General features: G+C 58.8%; 21 protein-coding genes. 20 read left to right on the top strand and 1 reads right to left on the bottom strand.

Going from position 1 to position 23,357, the window contains the following annotated elements; genetic code table 11:
- From thiI to Q6E04_RS04685, 17 genes are all read left to right on the top strand, one after another.
- Positions 1–993 (top strand): tRNA uracil 4-sulfurtransferase ThiI (thiI, locus tag Q6E04_RS04765; protein WP_303249660.1); only part of this gene is annotated, 993 nt, incomplete at its 5' end.
- Between the two features lie 357 nt (positions 994–1,350).
- On the top strand, positions 1,351–2,472 hold the full coding sequence (locus tag Q6E04_RS04760) for a hypothetical protein (protein ID WP_303249659.1): 1,122 nt from the start codon (positions 1,351–1,353) through the stop codon (positions 2,470–2,472).
- Positions 2,473–2,595: 123 nt separating this feature from the next.
- On the top strand, positions 2,596–3,951 hold the full coding sequence (locus Q6E04_RS04755) for an aspartate aminotransferase family protein (protein ID WP_303249658.1): 1,356 nt from the start codon (positions 2,596–2,598) through the stop codon (positions 3,949–3,951).
- A 196-nt stretch (positions 3,952–4,147) separates the two neighbouring features.
- On the top strand, positions 4,148–4,855 hold the full coding sequence (locus Q6E04_RS04750) for a helix-hairpin-helix domain-containing protein (protein ID WP_303249657.1): 708 nt from the start codon (positions 4,148–4,150) through the stop codon (positions 4,853–4,855).
- A complete protein-coding gene (locus Q6E04_RS04745; RefSeq protein ID WP_303249656.1) occupies positions 4,855–7,050 on the top strand; it encodes a DNA internalization-related competence protein ComEC/Rec2 in 2,196 nt (731 codons plus the stop codon). The genes Q6E04_RS04750 and Q6E04_RS04745 overlap by 1 nt, the downstream gene beginning before the upstream one ends.
- 40 nt (positions 7,051–7,090) lie before the next feature.
- Positions 7,091–8,062: a DNA polymerase III subunit delta gene (gene holA / locus Q6E04_RS04740; RefSeq protein ID WP_303249655.1), complete on the top strand. Its 972-nt coding sequence runs from the start codon at positions 7,091–7,093 to the stop codon at positions 8,060–8,062.
- A gap of 250 nt (positions 8,063–8,312) precedes the next feature.
- Positions 8,313–8,822 carry a 30S ribosomal protein S20 gene (gene rpsT, locus Q6E04_RS04735; RefSeq protein WP_303249654.1) on the top strand — a complete coding sequence of 170 codons (510 nt, stop codon included), beginning with the start codon at positions 8,313–8,315 and terminating at the stop codon, positions 8,820–8,822.
- A gap of 191 nt (positions 8,823–9,013) precedes the next feature.
- Complete coding sequence (gene yihA, locus Q6E04_RS04730) at positions 9,014–9,601, top strand: ribosome biogenesis GTP-binding protein YihA/YsxC (RefSeq protein ID WP_303249653.1); 588 nt, start codon at positions 9,014–9,016, stop codon at positions 9,599–9,601.
- A gap of 132 nt (positions 9,602–9,733) precedes the next feature.
- A complete protein-coding gene (lepA, locus tag Q6E04_RS04725) occupies positions 9,734–11,539 on the top strand; it encodes a translation elongation factor 4 (protein WP_303249652.1) in 1,806 nt (601 codons plus the stop codon).
- 116 nt (positions 11,540–11,655) lie between these two features.
- The gene (locus Q6E04_RS04720) at positions 11,656–12,435 is read left to right on the top strand and encodes a 4Fe-4S binding protein (protein ID WP_303249651.1); all 780 of its coding nucleotides are present in this window, start codon (positions 11,656–11,658) and stop codon (positions 12,433–12,435) included.
- 104 nt (positions 12,436–12,539) lie between these two features.
- Positions 12,540–13,652 carry a radical SAM family heme chaperone HemW gene (hemW, locus tag Q6E04_RS04715; RefSeq protein ID WP_303249650.1) on the top strand — a complete coding sequence of 371 codons (1,113 nt, stop codon included), beginning with the start codon at positions 12,540–12,542 and terminating at the stop codon, positions 13,650–13,652.
- Positions 13,636–14,679: a tRNA dihydrouridine synthase DusB gene (dusB, locus tag Q6E04_RS04710; RefSeq protein WP_303249649.1), complete on the top strand. Its 1,044-nt coding sequence runs from the start codon at positions 13,636–13,638 to the stop codon at positions 14,677–14,679. The genes hemW and dusB overlap by 17 nt, the downstream gene beginning before the upstream one ends.
- Positions 14,680–15,118: 439 nt before the next feature.
- Positions 15,119–15,571, top strand: a complete 453-nt coding sequence (locus tag Q6E04_RS04705) for a hypothetical protein (protein WP_303249648.1) — start codon at positions 15,119–15,121, stop codon at positions 15,569–15,571.
- Between the two features lie 278 nt (positions 15,572–15,849).
- The gene (locus Q6E04_RS04700) at positions 15,850–16,257 is read left to right on the top strand and encodes a hypothetical protein (protein ID WP_303249647.1); all 408 of its coding nucleotides are present in this window, start codon (positions 15,850–15,852) and stop codon (positions 16,255–16,257) included.
- Positions 16,258–16,635: 378 nt separating this feature from the next.
- Positions 16,636–16,830 (top strand): hypothetical protein, encoded by a 195-nt coding sequence (locus tag Q6E04_RS04695; protein ID WP_303249646.1) that lies wholly within the window; start codon positions 16,636–16,638, stop codon positions 16,828–16,830.
- Between the two features lie 111 nt (positions 16,831–16,941).
- Positions 16,942–17,466, top strand: coding sequence for a helix-turn-helix domain-containing protein (locus Q6E04_RS04690; RefSeq protein WP_303249645.1), 525 nt, complete (start codon positions 16,942–16,944; stop codon positions 17,464–17,466).
- A gap of 4 nt (positions 17,467–17,470) precedes the next feature.
- A complete protein-coding gene (locus Q6E04_RS04685) occupies positions 17,471–17,749 on the top strand; it encodes an integrase core domain-containing protein (RefSeq protein ID WP_303249644.1) in 279 nt (92 codons plus the stop codon).
- Between the two features lie 63 nt (positions 17,750–17,812).
- Here Q6E04_RS04685 and Q6E04_RS04680 read toward each other — a convergent pair whose 3' ends face one another.
- Positions 17,813–18,406: a hypothetical protein gene (locus Q6E04_RS04680; protein ID WP_303249643.1), complete on the bottom strand. Its 594-nt coding sequence runs from the start codon at positions 18,404–18,406 to the stop codon at positions 17,813–17,815.
- A 605-nt stretch (positions 18,407–19,011) separates the two neighbouring features.
- Between Q6E04_RS04680 and Q6E04_RS04675 the strand changes: the two genes are divergently transcribed.
- The 3 genes from Q6E04_RS04675 to Q6E04_RS04665 are packed head-to-tail and all read left to right on the top strand — an operon-like array spanning position 19,012 to position 23,353.
- Positions 19,012–20,868: a DEAD/DEAH box helicase gene (locus tag Q6E04_RS04675; RefSeq protein WP_303249642.1), complete on the top strand. Its 1,857-nt coding sequence runs from the start codon at positions 19,012–19,014 to the stop codon at positions 20,866–20,868.
- Positions 20,869–20,876: 8 nt separating this feature from the next.
- Complete coding sequence (locus tag Q6E04_RS04670; RefSeq protein ID WP_303249661.1) at positions 20,877–22,526, top strand: ATP-binding protein; 1,650 nt, start codon at positions 20,877–20,879, stop codon at positions 22,524–22,526.
- Positions 22,526–23,353 carry an HNH endonuclease gene (locus Q6E04_RS04665; protein WP_303249641.1) on the top strand — a complete coding sequence of 276 codons (828 nt, stop codon included), beginning with the start codon at positions 22,526–22,528 and terminating at the stop codon, positions 23,351–23,353. The genes Q6E04_RS04670 and Q6E04_RS04665 overlap by 1 nt, the downstream gene beginning before the upstream one ends.
- Positions 23,354–23,357 lie beyond the last annotated feature (4 nt).

Genomic DNA, 23,357 nt, shown 5'->3' with positions numbered 1-23,357 from the left:
CTCGATTCCATGTATGCCGCTGCAGACAAGGCCTTGAGCGAAGCGGGAGCGTTTTCTACTTGGAAGGTAGTCGCCCGGCGCAGCCATACCGACTTCGCAATCGACTCCATGGAGATGAACCAGCTTGTCGGCGCATACTTGTGCGAGCGCTATCCCGATAAGCAGGTGCGCATGAAGCGCCCCGACGTCGAGGTGCACGTCGAGGTTGTTCAGGGGCATGCCTATGTTTACGCCCAAAGCATTCCGGGCGTCGGCGGTCTTCCTGTGGGAACTGCCGGCAAAGTAGTATGTCTGCTTTCTTCGGGCATCGATTCGCCTGTTGCCATGTGGCGCATGGCACGTCGCGGCGCAACGTGCATCGGCGTTCATTTTTCGGGTCGCCCCCAGACAGCATCTACGTCGGAATACCTGGTCGATGACATTGCGCACGTGCTCGAGCGTTTCGGCGGCATCGCGCGCGTTTACGTAGTGCCTTTCGGGGGCTACCAGCGCGATATCGCGGGTATGGTGCCGCCCGCGTTGCGTATCATCATCTACCGCAGGCTCATGATGCGCATTGCCGAGCGTATCGCTCGCAAGGAAGGAGCAAAGGCGCTTGTGACGGGTGAGAGCCTCGGCCAGGTTGCTTCGCAGACCCTTGATAACCTTGCTGCGACCAACGCGTCGGTCGACATGCAGATCTTCCGCCCGTTGATCGGCAGCGACAAGCTCGAGATCATCGCCGACGCCCAGAAGCTCGGAACGTTTGAGATATCGAGCGTTCAGGCCCCTGACTGCTGCACGTTGTTCATGCCGCGCAGCCCCGAAACGCATGCGAAAATCGCCGATGTGGAGGCTGCGGAGGAAAACCTTCCATGGAAGGAATGGATCGACGAAATCATGGACCATGTAGAGCTGCACGAGTACCGATGCCCGTCATCGTATAAGAGCACCAAGCCCGCTCAGGCCGCGTCTCGCGCGGGATACGTCGGCGAGCTCTCGTCGCGTATCTAGGCATTCGATTCGGCAGGAATCCGTCGATCGAGTCTTTCAATATATTCGAATATCCGTTCCCCCTCGCATTTCGACCGAACGGTTTCGTATCGAAGAAAAGGACGCTGTCATTGTACGGCGTCCTTTTCTTCGATGGACGGATGGCGGAAATCGGTCGATGATGCGTTGGCGCTGTCTATCCGACTACGCTTGATCATGCTGTGTTTCCTTCGTGTTACCTGATTAGAAGCTCTTCTACACATTCGCACTTTATTGCGTTAAAGTACGAGATGCAGCGACAGGGCTGCGCGGGACGTCACAAGGCGTTTTGCAGAAAGCGATCGTCGTGGCATGGTGCGACGGGAAAGGGGGACCGGCATGTCAGAGCAGAATGCTTCTCGTGTCCGACCGGCAAAGGTATTCCAATTCGCAGGAACGCTTGTCGGCACTCTTATCGGTTCCGGCTTCGCATCAGGCCAGGAAGTGATGCAGTTCTTCACCTCGTACGGCACCTTGGGCATTATAGGCAGCCTTGTGACGACTGTTTTGTTCGCCGTTTTGGGCGCGGTTTTCATGAACTACGGTTACAAGCATGTGAAGTCGGCCGATTTTTCATCATTCAGGTTCTTCTGCGGTAAATACATCGGTACATTCCTCGAATGGTTCACCATCCTGTTCTGCTTCCTGGTCGGCATCATCATGATTTCCGGCGCCGGCGCGACGTTCAATCAGTATTTCGGACTGCCGCAGTTCGCAGGCAGCGTGATTATGGCCGCGATCGCCTTGGCCAGCGCCCTTTTGGGCATGAACCGTATCGTCAAGGTTCTCGGATCCATCGGGCCTGTGGCCATCGTATTTCTGATCGTCATCGCGCTCGTCGCCTTGTTCACGAATTGGGAGAATCTGGCGAATGCCGATGCCGCGATCGCTGCAGCGGGTGATTCTGTCGTTCGCGGCGTGGGAGATTCGAGCAGCTGGTGGATCGTCGGCGCGGTAATGTATGTGGCGTACAACATCCTGGCGGGCGTTCCTTTCATTTCCAAAATGGGTACCGAAGCGGCGAGCCAGAAGGAAGCCATTCTGGGCGGTTTGTTCGGCGGCGTCTTGCTCGGACTGTGTGCTTTCTTCTTGAACCTGGCGATGCTGGCCACCTATAGCGATGTGAGCGTCCAGGAAGTTCCTGCGTTGCAGTTCGCTACCATGATCTCTCCTTTCGTCGGCATCGTGTTCGCTATCGTGCTGCTGATCATGATTTACAACACGATCGTTCCCATGATCATCTCCGTTGCAAACCAGTTCTCCTCCGAAGAGAGTGATCCCGTCAAGTACAAAGGCATCATCGTGGCGTTGGCCATCGTTATGCTGATCGGAGGCCAGCTGCCGTTCTCGACCCTGGTGAACGTCGTCTATCCCTTCGTCGGATATTTCGGAATCGCCTTCATGGTCGTTATTCTGGTTCAGTACATCCGTTGGCACTTTTCTCCCAAAAAGGGCGAGTAGCGGCGGTAGAGTTTGAGCATAGTGCCGAGGAGCCTTCACGAAGAAGGCTCCTCGGAGTGTGTGCGGCATGCGTGTTCTTATGCTGCATGACGATAGAAATGATGCGAAAGCGAGGTGGTCGGCGTGGCCGACACGGAAAAGAAACTTTCTCAGCAGATGGTGCGCGAAGAGAGCGCGTATATGGCGCCGGCTGCGCGTATTCCCTATTACGATTTGGTCATCGACCACGGCGAAGGCGCGATGCTTTACGACGTCGACGGTAATTCCTATGTCGATCTTCTTGCGAGTGCGTCGGCCACCAATGTAGGCCACTGCCATCCGCGCGTCGTGAAGGCCATCACCGACCAGGCGCAGCGTTTGATCCATTACACCCCCGCTTACGTGTATCACACTCCCGAGATGGAGCTCGTCGAAAAACTGTGCGAAATCGCTCCTGGCGATACGCCCAAGAAAGTGGTGTTCGGCAATTCCGGGTCCGATGCCAACGATGCGATCATGAAATACGCGCGCGCCTATACGGGCCGCCCGTACATGGTCAGCTTCCAGGGCGCTTATCACGGTTCGACCTATGGCTCTATGACGCTTTCTGCGATCAGCTTGAATATGCGCCGCAAAATGGGTCCTCTGGTTCCGGGCGTATATCATATTCCGTATCCGGATGCTTACCATGCCGGCGTCGACCATCTCAGCGAAGAAGAGCAGGCGGCTTATTTCATGAGGCCGCTCATCGAGGCCACGGAGACCTATCTTCCTGCCGATGAAATCGCATGCGTGATCATGGAGCCCATCGCAGGCGACCTCGGCATCATCGCGCCCCCGAAGGCGTACGTCGAGCAGCTGCACGCTTTCTGCAAGGAACACGGCATCCTGTTCGCGGTCGACGAGGTGAACCAAGGCATGGGACGCACCGGCGCATGGTGGTCCATCGAGCATTTCGGCGTCGAACCCGACCTGATGAGCGTAGGCAAGTCTATCGCTTCCGGAATGCCGCTTTCTGCAATTATCGGCAAGGCCGAGATCATGGACTCCCTCGATTTTCCGGCCCACCTGTTCACGACGAGCGGCAATCCCGTGTGCTGCGCGGCCTCGCTTGCCACGATCGGCGTTATCGAGGACGAAGGTTTGATCGAACGTTCTCGAGATTTGGGCGCTTATGCCGAGCGGCGTTTCAACGAGATGGCCGAGAAATACGACATCGTCGGATGCGTGCACGGCAAGGGGTTGAATCTCGGCATCGATATCGTCGAGCCTGGAACGCGTACGAAGTGCCCGAAGGATGCGTTGAAGATCGTGTATCGCGCCTATGACGAAGGCGTCGTCATGATCACCATCGCAGGTGCCATCTTGAGATTCCAGCCGCCGCTGGTCATCACGCGCGAACAGCTCGATTTCGCCCTCGACGTGCTCGACCGCGTCATCGGCGAAGTCGCTCGCGGCGATGTTGCCGACGATATCGTGCCCGAGGGCAAGGGCTGGTAGGGCCGACGTCATATCGTTTAACGCGAAGCCTCTCGCTTCGGCTCTTGATTAAGGGCGGGGCGGGAGGCTTTTTGTATCGTATCCGCTTTCAGCCGGAATACGGCGTGTCCGCGGACCGCTTTTTGAAAGACATCAGGCGAAAAGGCGCCGGATGCGTCCGGCATCATCGCATCGTTCCCGAATGAGGAGGATGCCCATGTCTTTTCCCGAGCCTGTTTCGCGACGGATTCTTTCCAGCGTCACGATCGCTGCGGGTAAGCCTGCGCTCATCGGCGCGGGCGTGCTTCTCGCGCTTGCCTTGATCGGCGTCTTCGTGGGTTTTTCGACTTGTTCGCCGCAGCCTGCCTTGACCGTTGCGAAAAGCGACGAGACGGCTCTGGCGAGCGATGCCGGCGCCCCCGAGGGCTTTCAGGACGAAGGGGAGGGCGAGGACGGCGTTAAGCCTGCCACGGAAGCGGATCGTGCGCCTGCGCTCGCCGTATACGTGTCGGGCGCGGTCGCTTCTCCTGGAGTGTACGAACTTGCGGAAGGAGCGCGCGTATGCGATGCGGTCGCGGCTGCAGGAGGCCTGCGCGACGATGCGGCGGCGGGCGCGGTCAATCTCGCGCGCAAAGTCGCCGATGGCGAGCAGGTCGCCGTTCCGACGAATGAAGAGGCCGCGGTCGGGTCGGTTTCCGCCGTCGACGTCGAGACGTCCGCGGCGGCGACGCCCGCCCTCGTCAACATCAATACCGCAGGCGTCGATGAGCTCGACGCCCTCGCCGGGGTCGGGCCCGCCACCGCCCAGGCGATCGTCGACGAACGCGAGGCCAACGGGCCGTTCTCTTCGGTTGAAGACATCATGCGCGTCAGCGGCATAGGCGAGAAGAAGTTCGCGAAGCTGCGGGAAAGCATCTGTGTGTGATGAGGCTGCTCGACGAAGGCGCATACGAGCGTCGCAGCGCCACGAGCGCACCCGCTCGGCGGCCGTCCGCGCCGCTCGCGTTTTTCTGCGCCCTTGCGGTATGGGCCGCTGCAGCGGCCCTGTTCTTCGTCTCGTACGATCCCGAACTTCCGCTTCCCGAAGGACTTGCGTCGGGCGTGTGGACCTTCGAGCTTATTGAGGATGCGCGCGAGGGGGAGTTCGGCTACAGCGCCCCCGCTCGCGCGACGTGCGGCGAGGCAAGCTACGACGTCAGGGTGCTGTATCGAGGAGAGACGCGCTATATGGCGCGCGAGCGCTTCGAGGCGTATGCGACCTTCGACGCGTTTTCCGAGGCGAATAGGATGCGTTTCGCCCAGCAAGGCCTTGCGGCCGACGCGCATGTCGAAGGAGAGCCCGTCCGGATGCCGTGCGACGCGCTCGGCCCTTTGGTCGAGCTGCGTCGTTGGGCGTCGGGGCTTTTCGACGGCATGCAGACTCGCGGCGCCGCGCTCGTGCGAGCGCTCGTGACGGGCGACCGGGTCGATTTGGACCGCGAAGGAATGTATGACGACATGAAGGCGGTCGGGCTCGCCCACATGGTTGCGGTGTCCGGGTCGCATCTTGCGGTGGTCGCGGCGCTTGCCGGCGGCGTCATGAAGCGCCTCGGGGTTTCCAAGCGTTCGTGCACGCTGCTGATGTGCGCCTTCTATGCGGCCTATGCCGTGTTCACGGGGCTGTCGGCTCCCGTCATTCGCGCGGCGGCGATGTCGTGCATTGTGGTGTCGTCGTTTTGGGCGCGCAGGCGCTCGTCGGCGCTTGCGGCGTTGTCGGTGTGCGTGTGCGTGCTTATAGCGCTGAATCCGTACAATGCGCTATCGCTTTCGTTTTTCCTGTCCGCTGCCTCGACGTTCGGCGTGATCGTGTTCACGCCCCTGTTCGCATCGTGGCTCGATCGCGCATGCGCGGGACGATGCGCGCCGGCATGCGAGGCGTTCGCCTTGACGGCGGCCGCGAGCCTTCCGATCGCGCCCGCCGCCGTGGCCGTGTTCTCGCGCATCACGCTCATCGCGCCGCTTGCGAACCTGGCGGCAGCACCTGTGTTCTCGTTTTTGCTGGCAGGAGGTTTGGCGGCGTTGCCTCTGTGCGCTGCGCTTCCTTGGGCGCAAGGCGTCGTCTTGGGCGCGCTGTCGTTTCCCGCCGAGCTTCTCTGCGCAGGCGCCGCCTTCGCGTCCGACCTGCCGTATTCGTCGCTTCCCGCGACGGGCGATATCGTATCCGCGGGAGCGATCGCCGCATGCGCCATGGCGGCGCTCTGGGCGTCGTGGCCCATGCCGCGCGCGCGGACGCTGCGCATCGCGCTTTGCGCCGCGCCCGTCGCTCTATGCGCATGGCTCGCTTTCGCCCCGTTATCGGCGAAAGACGAGGTGGTCATGCTCGACGTGGGGCAGGGAGATGCGCTCCTTGTGCGAAGCGAAGGGAAATCGCTCCTGATCGATACGGGAAACCAGGAGCAGAGGCTTCTGGCGGCCTTTGCCCGCAACGGCGTGTCTTCGATAGGCGGCGTGCTCGTGACCCATCACGACGACGATCATTGCGGATGCCTCGAAACGCTTGCGCCCTACCTCGCGGGCGACGTGCTGCTCGCCGACGGCGCCTTTTCGTGCGGGTGCGACGATTGCCGCGCGCTCGTGGGCACGGCGTGCGATGTCGCGGGCCCCGGGCATGCGAGGGCTTTGCGTGCGGGCGATACGGTCCGGGTCGGGAAGTTCTCGTGTACGGCGGTATGGCCGTACGAGTTCGAGGAAGAGGGCGGAAACGCCGACAGCTTGTGTCTGCTCGTCGGCTACGACATGCAGGGCGACGGCGAGCCCGAGGCGAGCGTCCTTCTGACCGGCGACGCCGAGGCGCGCCAGATACGCGAGATGCTCGACCGTGCGGGCATCGAGCACGTCGACGTGCTGAAAGCGGGACATCACGGCAGCAAGGCGGGCGTCGACGAAGGCTTTGCGCGCAGGATCGGGTCGAAGATCGCACTCGTGAGCGTCGGCGAGAACAATCGCTACGGCCATCCGTCGTCCGAGGCGCTCGAGGAATTCGCCCGCGGCGGCATGGACGTTTTCAGAACGGACGAGCAAGGGGACGTTGCATGCTGCTTCGAAGGCGACGCGATAGAGGTATTCGTACAGAAAGGATGACGGTCGGGCTCTCGCCGCCACGATGCGCTACACTGGGCCCATGGCTGAAAAAGACGCACTGCTCAGTGCATACCTCATCAACGGAGAAGACGAACTCAAGCGCGAAACCGTGCTCAAACGTCTGCGCGCCCGTATCGCCAAGCTCGGCGACATCGATTTCAACTGCGATTCGTTCGACGGAGAAACCGCGTCGGGCGGCGATATCGTCTCGGCGTGCAACACCATGCCGTTCGCAAGCGACGTGCGTCTCGTCGTCGTTTCTTCGGCCGACGCGCTCAAAAAGGCGGACGCCGAAGCCGTCACGGCGTATCTCGCGTCGCCGTCGCCGACCACGGTCTTGTGTCTCGTCGCTCGCAAACTTGCGAAGAATACCAGGCTCTATAAAGCGGTCGCTTCCGTGGGTCCGCGCGCGGTGATCGATTGCGCGCCCGTCAAGAAATACGAACTCGCGCGCAACGTGCGCGGCATGGCCGTGACGCATGGTATCACGATGGACGATGCCGCCGCGCAGCGCCTGGTCGACCTGGTGGGCGAGAACACCGTCCGCATCGACGCCGAGCTGAGAAAGCTCGCCGTGGCGCATGGGCCGGCGGGCAGGCCGCTCGGCCCCGCCGAGGTCGACGCCATGGTGGCGCGCACGGCCGAGGTGAAGCCGTGGGAATTCACGGACGCCTTCGCCGCCCGCGACATCGCGAAATGCGTGAGCCTGCTGCCGAAGATGGAGTCGACCTCCCCCTATGCGTTGATCGGCATGTGCACGACGCGCGTTCGAGAGTTGATATGCGCCCATGCGCTCGCCGCGCGCGGACAAAGCGGCGCGAAGCCTCTCGCCGCGCATCTGAAGGTCCCCGAATGGCGCGTGAAGAATCATGGCACGTGGGCGCGCCGATGGAAGGCGTCCGAGCTGAGAGCTTCGTTGTCTTCGGCGCGCGATTGCGAGCGGGCAATGAAAAGCGGTTCCGATGCGGATGAGGCGTTTCTCGAATGGATGCTGGGGGTGCTGCGTTCCTGACGCCGTCCCGAGCATTCGATATGGGATATGAAAGAACGCATTTTTCTCTTGACGATCGCCTGATGGCTCCGTATAATCCAATGTCGCTTTTGCGTGATGCGGGCCTTGTCCACATGCCCGTCGCGCCTGGGCCGTCGTATTCGACAAAGGGCGTACCTGCGCTTAAGCATGCGGCACCGATGCCGCGAAGGCAAAGGGTCCGATGAGGCGCTTTGCTTCCATCACCCCAATGAAAACTGGAGGAAAAACTGTGGCAAACATCAAAAGTCAGAAAAAGCGTATCCTGACCGCCGAGAAGGCTCGCCAGCGCAATCGCGCTGTCAAGTCCGAGCTCAAGACCGCCGTCCGCCGCGTGCGCGAGGCCGTCGAGGCTAAAGACGGCGTGAAGGCTTACGTCGCCGCTCAGGAGGCCTGCCGTCTGCTCGACAAGGCTGCTTCCAAGGGTGTCATCCACAAGAACCAGGCTGCCAATCGCAAGAGCGGCGTCATGGCTCTTGCCAACACCGTGGTGACCGCCGAGGATATCGCGGCTGCCCCCAAGCGCGAGAAGAAGATGCCCGTCGCCAAGGACGGCGGCAAGAAGGCCGCCAAGAAGGCCGCCAAGAAGGCCGCTTACGAGGCTGCTGCCAAGGAGAAGGCCGTCCGTCGCGAGGCTACCCTGAAGGCAGAGGCTGCCGCTCACGAGGCCAAGGCTAAGGCTGAGGCAGAGGCTGCCGCCGCCGAGGCTGCTGAGGCCGCTGCTGAAGAGGCTGCTGAATAAAGCAACTCGCGGTTTTACCGCACATTCAAGGGGAAAGAGGCTCCGATTCGTCGGGGCCTCTCTTTATATAGGCTCGCATCGCTTCGAAACCGCACGGATGCCGGGCCGGTTCCTCTCATGCGCGTTTTCCTGTTTTTCGGGGCGTCGTGCATGCAATCGGCTAGGATAAGGCCGACAAGATAGGAGACACGATGAACTACCACAACGTCAAATTCGCTGCCGCCTACGGAACGTCTTCCCAGCTTCCTGCGTCGACGCGTCCCGAAATCGCATTCGTCGGACGTTCGAACGTCGGCAAGTCTTCTCTGCTTAACAAGCTTTTCAACCGCAAGAAGCTCGCGAAGGTGTCTTCGAAGCCGGGCAAGACCTCCACGATCAATTTCTTCGATGCCGAAGGCGCTCATTTCGTCGACCTGCCAGGGTACGGCTATGCGCAGGTGTCGAAGTCCGAGAAGGTGCGTTGGGCCGAGATGATCAACGGCTATTTCGATCAGGACCGCGATTTCAGGCTCGTGGTCTCGCTGGTCGATATCCGCCATCCCGCAACGAAGCTCGACGTGCAGATGATCGACTTCCTCAAAGAGGCAGAGCTTCCTTTCATGGTAGTGCTCACCAAGGCGGACAAGCTGAGCAAGACCCAGATGCTTCGCCAGGTCGCGGCGCTGCGCAAACAGCTTGCTTTCGGCCCCGAGATCGAAGTCGTGCCGTGTTCGTCCGAAAACGGCACCGGTATCGACGATCTTAAGAAGGTCATCGAGAGCTATTTGGCGCAGGCGTAGCCGTTCGGCCGCCGAACCGTCGCGCTCGAGGACGTCGAGCGATACAATACACGGCGAGAAAAACGCCTTCGAGGCTATGTATCGGATAACGGAACGCGCGCGAGCGCGGCATCGAGGAACGAACAGGACATCATGGCAACCGATCCCCGCTTTATCAGGAATTTCAGCATCATCGCCCATATCGACCACGGCAAATCGACGCTTTCCGACCGTGTTCTCGAGCTGACCGGCACGGTCTCTTCGCGCGATATGACCGAGCAGCTGCTCGACAGCATGGATATCGAACGCGAGCGCGGCATCACGATCAAGAGCCAGGCCGTCCGCGTGGATTACACGGCCGATGACGGCCAGGTCTATCAGTTCAACCTGATCGACACGCCGGGCCACGTCGACTTCACCTACGAGGTGAGCCGAAGCCTCGCGGCATGCGAGGGCGCCGTGCTGGTCGTCGATGCGACGCAGGGCGTCGAGGCCCAGACCGTGGCGAATGCCATGATGGCGATGAACGCCGACCTCGAAATCATCCCTCTCATCAACAAAATCGACCTTCCGGCCGCCGAGCCCGAGCGTGTCAAGGTCGAAATCGAAGACGGCCTTGCCATTCCCGCCGACGACGCTATTCTGGCGAGCGGCAAGACGGGCGAGGGCATCCCCGATTTGCTCGAGGCCGTAGTGCACATGATTCCCGCGCCCGAAGGAAATCCCGACGCCCCGTTGCGTGCGTTGATTTTCGATTCGTATTTCGATGCGTATCGCGGCGTGGTGGCGCTTGTGCGCGTTGTCGACGGCTCGATTAAGAAGGGCGATACGGTTCGTCTGGTTAATGCGGGAACCGAGCTGCAGGTCGAAGAGGTCGGTGCCCGCCGTCCTGCCGAAATCGCCCTGCCCGAGCTCTCGGTCGGCGAAGTCGGCTACCTTGTCACGGGCCTCAAGGACGTCTCCCTGGTTCGCGTGGGCGATACGATCACGGCGAAGACGGGCGGCGTTACCGAGCCGTTGCCCGGCTATCGCGAGGCGAAACCCATGGTGTATACGGGCCTGTTCCCGATCGACGGAGACCAGTACGAGGCGCTCAAAGAGGCACTCGAGAAGCTTTCCCTTAACGACCCGGCGCTTATCTGGGAGCCCGAGAACAGCCATGCGCTGGGCTTCGGCTTCCGCGTGGGCTTTTTGGGCTTGCTGCATATGGAGGTCATCAAAGAGCGTCTCGAGCGCGAGTTCGGCCTCGACCTGATCGCGACGGCGCCGAGCGTCGAATACCATGTCTACAAGACCAACAAGGATATGGTGAGCCTGCATTCGCCGCAGGATATGCCCGACCCGTCCGAAATCGACCACGTCGAAGAGCCTTATCTCAAGGCCACCATCATGATCCCGCCCGACTACGTGGGCGCCGTGATGGATCTCACGGTAGCGCATCGCGGTACGTTCAAGACCATGAACTACTTGTCCGCGACCACGGTCGAGATGATATGGGAGATTCCTTCTTCCGAGCTGATTCTCGATTACTTCGACCAGCTCAAGAGCCGCACGAAGGGTTATGCGAGCCTCGATTACGAGTACCTGGGCTATAAGCCGGGCGCTCTTCAGAAGCTCGACATCCTGCTTTCCGGCAAGCCGATCGACGCCTTGTCCTTCATCGTTCACAAGGATAAGGCCTACGACCGCGGCCGCGTGCTGTGCGAGAAGCTCAAAGAGATCATCCCGCAGCAGATGTTCGAGGTGCCCATCCAGGCCGCCGTCGGCGGCCGCGTGCTGGCACGCCAGACGGTCCGCGCGAAGCGCAAGGACGTGCTTGCCAAGTGCTACGGCGGCGACATCTCGCGTAAGCGCAAGTTGCTCGAGAAGCAGAAGGCCGGCAAGAAGCGCATGAAGGCCATCGGCAACGTAGAGGTTCCCCAGGAGGCGTTCATGGCCATTCTGAAGGTCGACGAGTAGTCGGATAGCGGAGTATGCGGCCGTTCGTTCTTCGATTCGAGGGCGTGCGGCGAAAACGATATAAGAATCCGTCGACGGTTTCGCGAAGCGGAACCGTCGTTGTTTGGAGGCGTTGTATGCAGATGAAAAACGTCGTCTCGGTCTTTTTCACGGGCGCGGGCGCGACGAAGAACGTGGTTGCGCGCGTGTGCGACGGCCTGGGCGGCTGCCAAGCGTCGTTCGACATAACGCCGTATGCCGCTCGGGTCGATTTCGAATTCGGCCCTGGCGATATCGCGGTCGTCGGCGTGCCGTCGTACGGCGGACGCGTCCCCGCGCCCGTCGTGGAGAAAATCGAGGCCTGCAACGGCAACGGGGCGCTTGCCGTCCTCGTCGCGACGTTTGGAAACCGCGATATCGACGATACGCTGCTCGAGCTTGCCGACGCTGCCGAGCGCGCGGGATTCGTCGTCGCGGCTGCGGGGGCGTTCGTCGCGCATCACAGCCTGATGACCGACGTGGCGATCGGCCGTCCTGACGAGCGCGATTTCTCCGATATCGACGAATTTTGCGTGCGCGTGCGCGACAAACTCGCTGCGGCCGAGGGCGCAGAGGTCCTGTCGAACCCAGAACTGCCCGGCTCCAGGCCGTATAAGGAGTTCGGCGGCGTCCCGTTCGTTCCCGAGATGGTCGGCGGCTGCACGTCGTGCGGCATCTGCGCCCGCGTCTGTCCGACGGGGGCGATTCCCGAAGAGGTCCCTTCGTCGACCGACGCGGCGCGCTGCATCTCGTGCATGCGCTGCGTTCATGCGTGCCGCCTGAAGGGCAGGGCCATCAAGGGGATGAAGTACAAGATCGCGAAATTCGTGTTCGCGCGCAAATTCAAAGCGAGGCAGGGCTCTCGCCTGTATCTTTAGAGCCGTTGCGGGTTCCTGGGCGTTCGAGGGCGAAGGCCCGGGCTCGCGGTGGCTCATTCCGCTTTTTCGATTTCCTGCAAGATTCGATTCGAGGGAGGACGGCAATGCCACACGACCCTTATAAAGCGCTTTATATCCATCTTCCGTTTTGCAAGCATCGTTGCGCTTATTGCGATTTCGCCACGCGGGCGGTCGAGCGCGACAGTCCCGAAATCGGCGAGTATATCGAGCGGCTCATCCTGGACATCCGCCGCAAGGCGAAAGAGGGCGAGCTTTCGGCGGTCGAAACGGTGTACCTTGGCGGCGGCACGCCTTCGTACATCGGCTCGAAGCACCTTTCCAACCTGTTCTACACGCTGGGCGTGTCCATGGACCTGACGCCCGAGGTGGAATGCTCCATGGAGGCCAACCCCGAAAGCATCACGCCCGAGCTGATCCGCGACATCTACGCGCTCGGCGTGAACCGCCTTTCCATCGGCGTGCAGAGCTTCGACGACGGCCTGCTTCGGACGCTCGATCGCGTCCATGACGGCGCGCGCGCCGAAGAGGCCGTCCGCATGGCTCAGGAGCGTTTCGAGAACGTGTCCGTCGATCTGATGTGCGGCATTCCGGGCCAGACGCCCGAGATGTTCCTCGACAGCTTGAACAAGGCGGTCGAGCTGGGCGTGACGCATGTCAGCGTCTACCCGCTCACCATCGAAGAGCACACGCCGTTTCAGAAGATGGTCGACAAGGGGCAGATCGACGATGTGGACGAGGAGCAGGAGGCCCTCATGATGTCCATGGCGCCCAACGTGCTGGCGCCCGCAGGCTTCCATCGTTACGAGGTGGCAAGCTATGCCAAGGAAGGCTACGAGTGCAAGCACAACATAGCCTACTGGACGGGCGTGCCGTATCTCGGCCTCGGCTTGTCGGCCGTCACGATGACGCAAAACGACGCGCGCCGCATGCGCGTGCAGGACGGCGAAGTGGTCGACGACCTCGATCGCCGTCAGATGGCCGCCGAAGACCTCATGATGAAGATGCGCATGTGTCGCGGCGTCGCCGAGGAAGAGGTGTTCGAGGCGGCGCTGCTGCTTCCGACAGTGCAGGAGACGTTCAGGGGCTTGGTGCGCGACAATTTGGTCGAGCGCAAGGACGGACGTTTCGTGCCGACGTTCGGCGGCTGGCTTCTGGGCAACGAGCTGTATGGGAGGATCTATGAGCTGGCTCCGTAAGTTCGCGTCGAACGCGTCGACGGGCGGCGGGCGTGTCGACGTTCCCGTGCTGCTTGCGCCCATGGCGGGTGTGAACGACCTCGCCTTCAGGCAGCTGTGCGTCGAGTGCGGCGTCGATCTGACCTATACCGAGATGGTGTCGTCGAAGGCCCTTTCGTTCGCCAACGAGAAGACGCGCCATCTGCTCGACCGAGCGCCCAACGAGAAGCGCGTCGCCGTGCAGCTGTTCGGCCACGAGCCTCAGACCATGGCGCGCGAGGCAGCCTGGGTCGAAGAGCAGATGGGCGATGCGCTCGCCTACATCGACATCAATATGGGCTGTCCTGCGCGCAAGATCGTGAAGAAAGGCGACGGCAGCGCCTTGCTGAAGACGCCCGATACGGCGTGCGATATCGTGCGCCAGGTGTCTGCCGCGGTCGAGCATCCCGTGACCGTGAAGTTTCGAAAGGGCTATCACGAAGGGGAGGACGTCGCCGTCGAGTTCGCGCGCAGGATAGAAGACGCGGGAGCCGCCGCGGCGGCGGTGCACGGCCGCACGGCCGCCCAGTTCTACAGCGGCACCGCCGACTGGGATGTCGTAGCTCGCGTGAAGCAGGCCGTCGCCATTCCCGTCATCGGCAACGGCGACGTGCGCAGCGGCTCGGATGCCGTAGCGCTCGTCGAGCGCACCGGATGCGATGCGGTGATGGTCGGTCGAGCCGCCCAGGGCGATCCGTGGCTTTTCGCGCGCGTGAAGGCCGCCTTGCAGGGCGGGGAAGAGCCTGCTTTGCCGACGGTCGAAGAGCGCGTCGCCATGGCCCACCGGCATGCCGAGATTCTCTCGCAGCGCATCGGCAACAACCTCGTGTATATGCGCAAGCATGTGATGTGGTATCTGCATGGAATCCCGGGCGCTGCACGTGCGCGCGGCGAACTGAACGGCTGCGTCACGTTGGCCGATTTCGACCGCGTGCTCGAAAGCCTGCTCGAAGACCGTGCGCGCATCGAGGCGCAAGAGGCCGAATATCTTGAGAGGGGATTCGAATAGGGGATTTTTGCATTGTCCGATGCCTTCGACGTGCTGTCTTTCAAAGGGCGCTACGTTGGGACATCGCTCAGCCTGTCTGCTTTCCAGACAAGGTCGTGCGGAAGTCATGCGATTGTTTGCAAGAGCGAAAGAGCTCTTTTTGAACTTATTGTCTAAATCAATTTCGATGTATTAAATAATGTCAGAAATAATCTGATCTTATCGAATCTTTCATTAACGCAATGATGAAGATGCCAATTTCGCTGAAAATGGCGAATGAGAAAAGATAATTGATAAAAGACTCTTGATTTTTCTGGAAAGTTCAGAATAGACTTTTTATGCACGGCAACGAGCCGTGACCGTTTTATCCAGAGTCGGGGTAGAGAGTTGGCTCGAAGATCCCGACACCAACCGGCTATGTGCGCGGTGGTCCTGCCAACATCGATGAAAGGAGTCCGTCATGGACAATATTTCTGTGCGTAACGTACGCGATTATCGAAATCTTGCAATCGAATTCAAGCCGCTGCATTGGCTTGATGTCCCATCGGGCGCTGTTTCCGCTATGGCGAAAGCGAACCTTGGCCATCAGATGCGCTATAGCGTCGAGGCGCTTGAGGACGAATTGGAGAGAGCGGACCATCGTCATGTGCTCCAGCTCGAATGCGTGGGCGGCACCGAACGCGATCCCGAGTGCTGGTCGTTGTATGCCGACGGCGTGCTTGCGGCAAGCGGCAGCGGTGCGTTCGCTCGCGCTTGTTTCGAGGAGGATGCCGAGGCGTTCAAAGATGTGTGTCGTGGCGCGGTCGAGGCCGCCGAAAAAGACGGATTATCGCCCCTCCGCGAGCATGACTTCCGACCGCTTCGCACTTGCCGCGCCATTGCTGCTGTAGAGGGGCGACGCTCTCGCGCGTAGGTTGCTCGATTGCCGGCGAGGAAGGGGAGGCCGTCTCGGTTTCCTCTTCGCGCGTCATGCCATGAGCGGTACATTCGCCATGCGGGCGCATCGTGTTGTTGCGTGCTTTTCCTACGAATCGATCCTTGTTGCCTTTTATGTTGGTTTTTATGGAAAAGACGGGGTGAAAACGCAATGATCATCTTGGTGACGGGCACTTCCCATACAGGCAAAACGGTTTTGGCGAAAAACTCGTCGAACGCCATGGCTTCGCGTGCCTTTCGATCGACCTTTTGAAGATGGGGTTTATCCGCAGCGGCAACACCTCGCTCACTCCTGAAGACGACGAGGAGCTCGAGGCGTATCTGTGGCCCATTGTGCGCGAAATCATGAAAACGGCTATCGAGAACGGGCAGGACCTTATCGTGGAAGGCTGCTATGCCCCCTTCGATTGGCGGAAGGACTTCACGGACGATTATGCGAGCGAAATCCCCTTTTGCTGTCTGGCGATGACCGAGCGCTACATCGAGGAGCATTTTGACGACATCAAAGCCCACGCAAGCGATGTCGAACGCCGCCTCGACGACGAATGGCGCACGAAAGAGCTGCCGCTCGAAGAGAACGCGCACACTATCGAACTGTGCCGCAAACACGGCGAGGCGTGCGCCCTGATAGATGAGCGCTACGAGGTCGGTTTGGAGCTATAGGCTGGGGTCGGACGGGTGCCGAAGCGTTCCCGTCCGATGGGGGGCGGCGAGGGGTATGCTCCCTCCGCTCGCTCGGCATCATTGCTATGGCCTATTAATGTATCGATTCGCCTGATTGCTAAGTGCTAAGACATGGGTGTATTCACGTTTTTGCAAATGGGGATGGTTCTCGCATACTGTGGGTTGTTCGAGTGTGCTGCAGGGGTCATTTACGTGACATAATTTTCACGAGGGGACGGGGCATTCGCCTCTGGCGCAGAACTTATCCGCTGCAACCTGCTGTTAGACTGTTGATAAGTTTTGTTTCCGACTGATTTTTTATTGCTTTGGACAAAGTATAATTCGCTCTATAGTTCGAACTGTGTAAGGAAGGTTTCAATGGGCTTCAAAATCAAGTACACGTATCCCAACGGTGAAGAAGAAATTGAGGACGACGTTTACGAAACCGAGCAGGAGGCCGAACAGGTCGCAGAAGATGGGGTGACTGATTTTGCGACCGGAGCCGAGATTCTCGAAGATATGGGTCGTGATTTCATAGAGGGGTCTCTTGAATACGAGATTATTGAAGAGTAGACCTCATCTAGATGTTTGATGCCAAGACGTTGTTTCCATCAAGACGATGACAAATAGGGAGGGTTCCCGCATGCTGTGAGTTGTCTAGATTCATAGCGAAGGAGCCCTCCCATGGAACAGCATCCTAACGCAAAACTCACCCCGAAGGGGCGCGAGACGCTCGTCTCGCGCATAGAATCCGGCCTCGGCGTCGCCGAGGCCGCGCGCCAGATGGGAATCAGCCGCCAGACCGCCTGCAAATGGCTGCGCAGGAGCAGGTTGGGCGAGGGGCTCTCCGACCGCAGCAGCCGCCCGCGCAGGCTGGCGAGGCTCACGCCGGCCGACGTCGAGGAGCGGGTCGCCGCCGCGAGGCGGGAGCTTCTGCTCGCGCCGCTCGGGCTGGCGGCCGCGACCGGGATGCCCGCCCGCACCTGCGCCCGGATCGTCGCGAGGCGGGGGATGCCCAGGCTCGCCGACGTCGACCGCGCCACCGGGGAGGTGCGCCGCTGCGGCCCGGTCACTCCCGTGCGCTACGAGCGAGAGAGCCCCGGCGAGCTCGTGCACGTCGACGTCAAGAAGGTGGCCCGCATACCCGACGGCGGCGTTCATGGGCCGGTGCATGCGCTTCTTCGAGGGCATGGGCGTGCGGGTCGATAGCGTGATGACGGACAACGGGCCCGGCTACCGCAGCGGCGAGTTCAACGCGCTGCTCGAGTCCGAGGGCTCCCGGCACATCTACACGAGGCCGTTCAGCCCCTGGCAGAACGGCAAGGTCGAGCAGATGAACCGCACGCTCGCCCAGGAATGGCAGTACGCCCGCGCCTACGGAAGCGACGCCGGGAGGGCGGACGCCCCCCGGCCTTCATCGAGCACTGTAATTGGGAGCCCCCGCACAGCGCGTGCGGGGGCTTGCCGTCCATGTCGCGCATCGTCGGCGTAAACAACCCATCGGCACACAACAGCTAGATTTTTAATACGCACGCTTTCCGACCCTTCTTTCTTCTCAGATTCTGAAGGGCCTTCCTCTACTCTCTCTCCCTTGTGGTCTTTTGAACTTGGTGGCAATCCGCTCTTTGACGGCAGAAAGCCTGGGTTGAGCGGTTTCTCCCCACCACTTTTCAACATGTGGTTTCGCCTTCTTAATGCCCTTTACCAGCAAGATGCCTCCGGCGATTACCACGACGGTAATTCCGACTGCCTTGCCGTCGATGTCAATGTCTTCATCGTTTGCCATGACGTAGTCGGAGTTGCCAAGATTATCTTCATCTTCGCCCTCACACTCTGCCCGCCGTTCTTCTCTCTGCCTGCGCTGTTCAGCGCGGCGGGCGGCAATCTCGTCTCTGATCCCCCGCTTTCGCTCTGGGCTTACTGGGCCGATATCTTCGAGGACCTCATCGTCCCATCTGGCAGTAACGTACCCAGCGTGCATGGGACTGGAAACATCCCAGTGCTGTTGATTGGCGTGTGCTTGTCCCTTCTCCGTAAGCCTCCAGTCGCCTGGTTCGCCCTCAAAATATCCTTCATCACGAAGAAGGATATTCATCTCCTGAGAATTCAAACCAAGCTCCCAGGCCAAGCGCGCTGTTTTCATGCCCATGGCATCCACCTTTCTAACACTATAAGTATCTCACGCAAATCTCTCGTGAGGCACGCTGCTTCCGTTCGCGGGCAATTTGAGACGCGGACGTAAGTTGAACGCGCAACATAGACGGCATAGGAGGTTCAATTGCGCGGGGCACGGAACGGCGGTATTGGGTGTTGGAGAGGGTCAGGCGTATTTGCGGGGGCTGAGGTGCAGGCTCGCGGTCGACGAGATGGGGCCGTATATTCTGGAGTGGGATGGTTGGATGCGGGCGCAGGGCGAGTTTTGCGATTGCCGGGACACGGACGGTTACGGACGGGTGTACGAGGTGCACAGGTGCTCGATTGTGCTGGCGATACGGGTGTGCTGGGAGTGGATCTTTGCTATTGAGCGAGAGGACGCAGGTGGTGCGCTTGAGGCGGAGGAGACTGATTGCTCTCCGGCGCACTAGGGCGTTTTCGATTGCTTGTTGACTTGGCGCGAGCGTCAAAGGTTGGCAATGTCGATATTGGCGATGTTGGAAAAAGATAACGGCAGCTAGTTGCGGTAGCCTTCTTGGAGGCATATTGGCAATGCTAGAATGAAAAAAATATGTTTATGGATAGAGGTTTGATAAAGCTGTGCATTGGGTTGTTGTCGACAATGAGTTGGTTTGCGAGGATGATGAGGGCGGCGTCGTACGAGTGCCCGCCTCATCGATATGGAGCCATTTTCAGGGTGACGCCGACGATAATCTGCCCGATTTAACCGGACTTAACGTTCGCTGCTCTTCGAAATACCAGACACCCCAGTTGAGGCTCGTCAACACTGATGAGGGCCCGTTTGGAATGCTTGTGCTGGAGGCAAAGTCGCCTCTCGGAAAGCTAACAACGCTGGGCAACGAGCACAAATCTGATCACGTTACGTCCAATAACATCTGGTCGCCACTGGATAAAGCCACTCTTGAGGAAATCCTTAATGCAGTCGAAGGCGTAGGAGCAACAATCGGCGTCGCGTTGAGCGCCAAGCAGTATATGACGTGCATCCGTGATCTGTATGGCCACAGCTGGTTCATTTGCGAATGCGAGTTTGAAGCGAGGCGGTGGTCTGCGACACATGCTCCGCTGCGAAGAAAGCAACCGGCTAAGTTCGCTGCGACGCTTTTTGACTATCAAGCGCAGGGCAGCGATTGGTTGACCATGATGCGCGATAGCGGGGTCGGCGTGGTCCTGGGGGACGGCATGGGCCTTGGCAAGACGATCCAGGTCATCAAGACGATTTGCGACCTAATAGAAGACAACCCCGAAGCTCAGACGCTCATTATTTGTCCCTCGGCTCTCGTTGAGAACTGGGGTAGAGAAATTGATAAATTCACTCGAGGACTCGAGTATATGGTTCATCGGGGCGGCAATAGATCGCGCAATTATCGAACGTACACGGCATCGGTGATGATTACGACTTACGACGTTGCGCGGATGGACGTCGGAGTGCTTTCGCTTGTGGACTGGGATTTAGTTGTTCTCGACGAAGCGCAATTTATTAAGAATCCCAACTCGCAGAGAACTCGTGCAATTAAACGGATATCTCGCGAAGCATCGATCGCAGTCACCGGAACGCCATTTGAGAACCACATGACCGACATCTGGTCGCTGTACGATTTTTGCATGCCAGGATTCCTTGGAACTGTGGACGCGTTCACAACGAAATATGGCGATGATGAGGAATCCGCCTCTGAACTAGGCAGGGTTATCGCACCGACGCTACTCAGGAGGAGGCTTAGCGACATACCAAATGATTTGCCGCCCCTGATAACGATACCTATGCCGATTGCTCTTGAGCCGAGCGAGGCAGAAGAGTATGAAAGACGAAAGCTACAGTACACGCAGCAAGGGACAACATTCGGAGCTATTGGCAACCTTTTGTCAGACCTTGCGGCTCCGTTGTCTTCGGAGAGACACCTATCGAACCTCAAATACGACTATCTGGATTCCGTTGTAGATGAGGTGGCAGATTTCGGGGAAAAGATAATTGTGTTCGCGGAACGGCGGGCAACGATTGATACGCTGGAAACTAAGTACGCCAGCCACTTCCCCGTCTTTATCCTGAATGGATCGACGCCGATGGACATGCGGCAGCAAGTGGTTGATGACTTTTCTCGCTCCGAAGGCGCATCCATGTTGATTTGCAACCCCACCGTTGGCGGTGCGGGGCTGAACATCACCGCGGCGAACCACGTCTTTCATTTCTCCATGCAGTGGAACCCTGCAATGATTGACCAGGCCGATGCAAGAGCCCATCGAAGAGGGCAGGAGAAGACCGTAGTAGTCCATTATCCGTTCTACGCGTCAACAATTGAGGAGTACATGTGGGAGAAAGTTGAAAGGAAGCGAGCCCTGGCGGCTGAGGTAGTGATAGGCAATAAAGCAGAATCGGATGCCAATGAAGTAGCAATGGCGCTGAGTTTAAGCCCGGTATCGTTAGCGAGAAACAAGGAGTAGGTGTGGCGATGCAAAGTTTTGATACTGAAATTGTGATTCCAGAGCCATCCAGGTTGCTCGAGGGACTGAGGGACACCGGTTACGATTTCAATACGGCTGTTGCCGACATCGTCGATAACTCGATTGCCGCCGACGCCGAGCACGTAAGGATAACTGCGTCCAGAACTGCCGACCAAGGAATTCGGTTTTCCGTAGCCGACGACGGTATTGGCATGGATAGAGACGGACTCATTTCCGCAATGAAATACGGTGCGCCCGCGCGAGAGGGAAAGCACAGCCTCGGAAAATTTGGACTCGGCCTTAAAACTGCGTCAACGTCATGCTGCAGGAGGCTGAAGGTCATTTCCAGAAATGAAGCAAACGCTCAACCGCTCTGCGCTGTATGGGATTTGGACTATATTGCGACAGAGGGCAACTGGGTTCTTCGCTTCGAAGACACGACGGTGGACGATGACGAAGAATTCTTCGCCTGTGCCGAAGAGGCATCTGGAACACTTGTCGTTTGGGAGAAATGCGACAGGCTTTTGTCGGCTCGCTACTCCAACCCAAATTCCGCAGCATTTCAACGAGCCTTCGAGCGCAGTCTCGTTGTGCTGAGGCAGCATCTGGCGATGGTCTATCAGAGGTTTCTCGATAAAAACGACAATCGCGCGAGGAATGTCGAGATAACGCTAAACGGTGAGCTGGTGGAGCCTTGGGACCCATTCTGCAAGGAACTTGGTCCCGACTACGGTACGAAATACTATTCGATTACAGCCGAAGATAGCGACGGGGCTGTGGTAAGCAGCAATGTGAAGGTGACGGCCTACATCGTCCCCGCCAAGCAAGAGCTTGCCACAGATGCTGAGAAAAGCCGCGTGATGCCAAGCTATGGCAACGATGACTTAAAGGCCTACTCGGAAGAATCACTGGGCGGATTCTATATTTATCGAGAAAACAGGCTCATTCACTGGGGTGACTGGTTCAACTTGCCTGGTGTCGATTTCCACAACAAGCTGTGTCGCTTCGAGCTTTCCTTCGACGAAGAGCTTGACGACGTTTTCCAAGTCGACATTAAGAAATCCAGGATCCTGCTTAATGATGAGCTCCGCGAGGCTATTTTCGAATTTGCGGGCCCGATCAAGAACGAAGGCAATAGGAGATATCGCGGTAACGAGAGAAAGGTCATCTCGAAGACATCGAAGGGCCTGCACGAGGACGCGAACGCGCAGCTGGCGAAGTCACAGCAGGGCACCAGAGTGAAGAGCTCCCTTGGCACTGACAACTCTGGAAACCCGACGATTAGCAATAGGTTCGGAACCACTGCGGTGCCCTACGAAATAATCGAGAATGAGGGGGAGCACCCCGTTAAGGTCGAAGAATCTCTTGAGGATGGGCTGCTGTGGATGCCCGCGTTTATCGGTGACCAGCACGGCGTTCTGCTCAACTCGAACCACCCGTTCTACCAGCGGTTCTACGGAATCAATAAAGAGAACTCGAGTGCGGTGCAGGGAATGGACTCTGTCTTCCTAGCATTTGCGCAAGCTGAGACCACCGCATGGCAGCCAGAGGCCAAGGAAAACCTTGAGGAGGCACGTTACGAGGCATCGCGCATTCTAAGGAAGTACGCCGATGCATTGCCGGATGTTGCAACGGAAGATTTCGAGGATGAGAAGTAGTGGATATTGCGACTGGCCTAGCACAAAAAGCAAGCATGTTTTTCGGCACCGAGATTAACTGTGCCGCCAAATACGACGCTGGCCCATATTACGAAGTAACTTCTCCAGTTTTTGTGAAAGGGAGAGGGGTGGGCCTGGTTATCAAGCGGCCGTTCGAACGCAAAATGGTTGCGATGCCATCCTTTGGCATGTTTGGCACGAAACTCGTCGAAGTCTGGAAATCGATGGACGACGATGCGCTGGAAAAGGCCTTTCGATATCTATGGATATATCGGGATAGCCTAAAGATAGATTTGCGCATGTGCGGTATGCAGGTCTATGAACTGAATCAGGCAATTGAAGCCCTAAGAAGCATGGAGACCCCGGCTGATTTCAGCATGAAAGTCAGCTGTGAAATTAGAGGCGGGCAAGAGGAGGATGCCCTCTTCAATTTGGTCCAATGCGCATATGGCTTTCTCCTGATGCTCTCGGGGGCTATCGTCGATCAAGATCCAGCAGATGAGCCTCAGGGTGAAGCCGAGGGGTTGGCGAAGCAAGTTTTAACGACTCAATATGAAAGAAGTTCAAAGAACCGATTGATGTGCATAGCTGCCCATGGAAGCACCTGCGCAGTTTGTGGATTTGATTTTGGTGCAACATATGGGGCGTTTGCAGATGGGTTTATCGAGGTGCATCACAAAACCCCGGTTTCCAATTTGAGAACATCGACGATGATCGACCCAGTTGAAGATCTCGTTCCGTTGTGCCCGAACTGCCATGCTGCAGTACATCTTTTTGATCCGCCGCTCAAGCCAGAAGAGCTGACAGCATTGATGAAACAGATTTGAGGTA

This window comes from uncultured Slackia sp. (assembly GCF_959608125.1).
In the GTDB taxonomy this organism is placed as follows: Bacteria; Actinomycetota; Coriobacteriia; order Coriobacteriales; family Eggerthellaceae; genus Slackia.
The sequence above is the reverse complement of the archived record's forward strand: the minus strand, read 5'-3'. Positions and strand labels throughout refer to the sequence as shown.

What these genes read in the sequence shown, in the direction of transcription:
- Q6E04_RS04720 (WP_303249651.1), top strand. Translation starts at nt 11,656, where the DNA reads ATGCAGATGAAAAACGTCGTCTCGGTCTTTTTCACGGGCGCGGGCGCG.
- lepA (WP_303249652.1), top strand. Translation starts at nt 9,734, where the DNA reads ATGGCAACCGATCCCCGCTTTATCAGGAATTTCAGCATCATCGCCCAT.
- Q6E04_RS04760 (WP_303249659.1), top strand. Translation starts at nt 1,351, where the DNA reads ATGTCAGAGCAGAATGCTTCTCGTGTCCGACCGGCAAAGGTATTCCAA.
- Q6E04_RS04695 (WP_303249646.1), top strand. Translation starts at nt 16,636, where the DNA reads ATGGGCTTCAAAATCAAGTACACGTATCCCAACGGTGAAGAAGAAATT.
- Q6E04_RS04690 (WP_303249645.1), top strand. Translation starts at nt 16,942, where the DNA reads ATGGAACAGCATCCTAACGCAAAACTCACCCCGAAGGGGCGCGAGACG.
- dusB (WP_303249649.1), top strand. Translation starts at nt 13,636, where the DNA reads ATGAGCTGGCTCCGTAAGTTCGCGTCGAACGCGTCGACGGGCGGCGGG.
- Q6E04_RS04745 (WP_303249656.1), top strand. Translation starts at nt 4,855, where the DNA reads ATGAGGCTGCTCGACGAAGGCGCATACGAGCGTCGCAGCGCCACGAGC.
- yihA (WP_303249653.1), top strand. Translation starts at nt 9,014, where the DNA reads ATGAACTACCACAACGTCAAATTCGCTGCCGCCTACGGAACGTCTTCC.
- Q6E04_RS04705 (WP_303249648.1), top strand. Translation starts at nt 15,119, where the DNA reads ATGGACAATATTTCTGTGCGTAACGTACGCGATTATCGAAATCTTGCA.
- hemW (WP_303249650.1), top strand. Translation starts at nt 12,540, where the DNA reads ATGCCACACGACCCTTATAAAGCGCTTTATATCCATCTTCCGTTTTGC.
- Q6E04_RS04750 (WP_303249657.1), top strand. Translation starts at nt 4,148, where the DNA reads ATGTCTTTTCCCGAGCCTGTTTCGCGACGGATTCTTTCCAGCGTCACG.
- Q6E04_RS04685 (WP_303249644.1), top strand. Translation starts at nt 17,471, where the DNA reads ATGACGGACAACGGGCCCGGCTACCGCAGCGGCGAGTTCAACGCGCTG.
- Q6E04_RS04680 (WP_303249643.1), bottom strand. Translation starts at nt 18,406, where the DNA reads ATGGGCATGAAAACAGCGCGCTTGGCCTGGGAGCTTGGTTTGAATTCT.
- Q6E04_RS04700 (WP_303249647.1), top strand. Translation starts at nt 15,850, where the DNA reads ATGGGGTTTATCCGCAGCGGCAACACCTCGCTCACTCCTGAAGACGAC.
- Q6E04_RS04670 (WP_303249661.1), top strand. Translation starts at nt 20,877, where the DNA reads ATGCAAAGTTTTGATACTGAAATTGTGATTCCAGAGCCATCCAGGTTG.
- holA (WP_303249655.1), top strand. Translation starts at nt 7,091, where the DNA reads ATGGCTGAAAAAGACGCACTGCTCAGTGCATACCTCATCAACGGAGAA.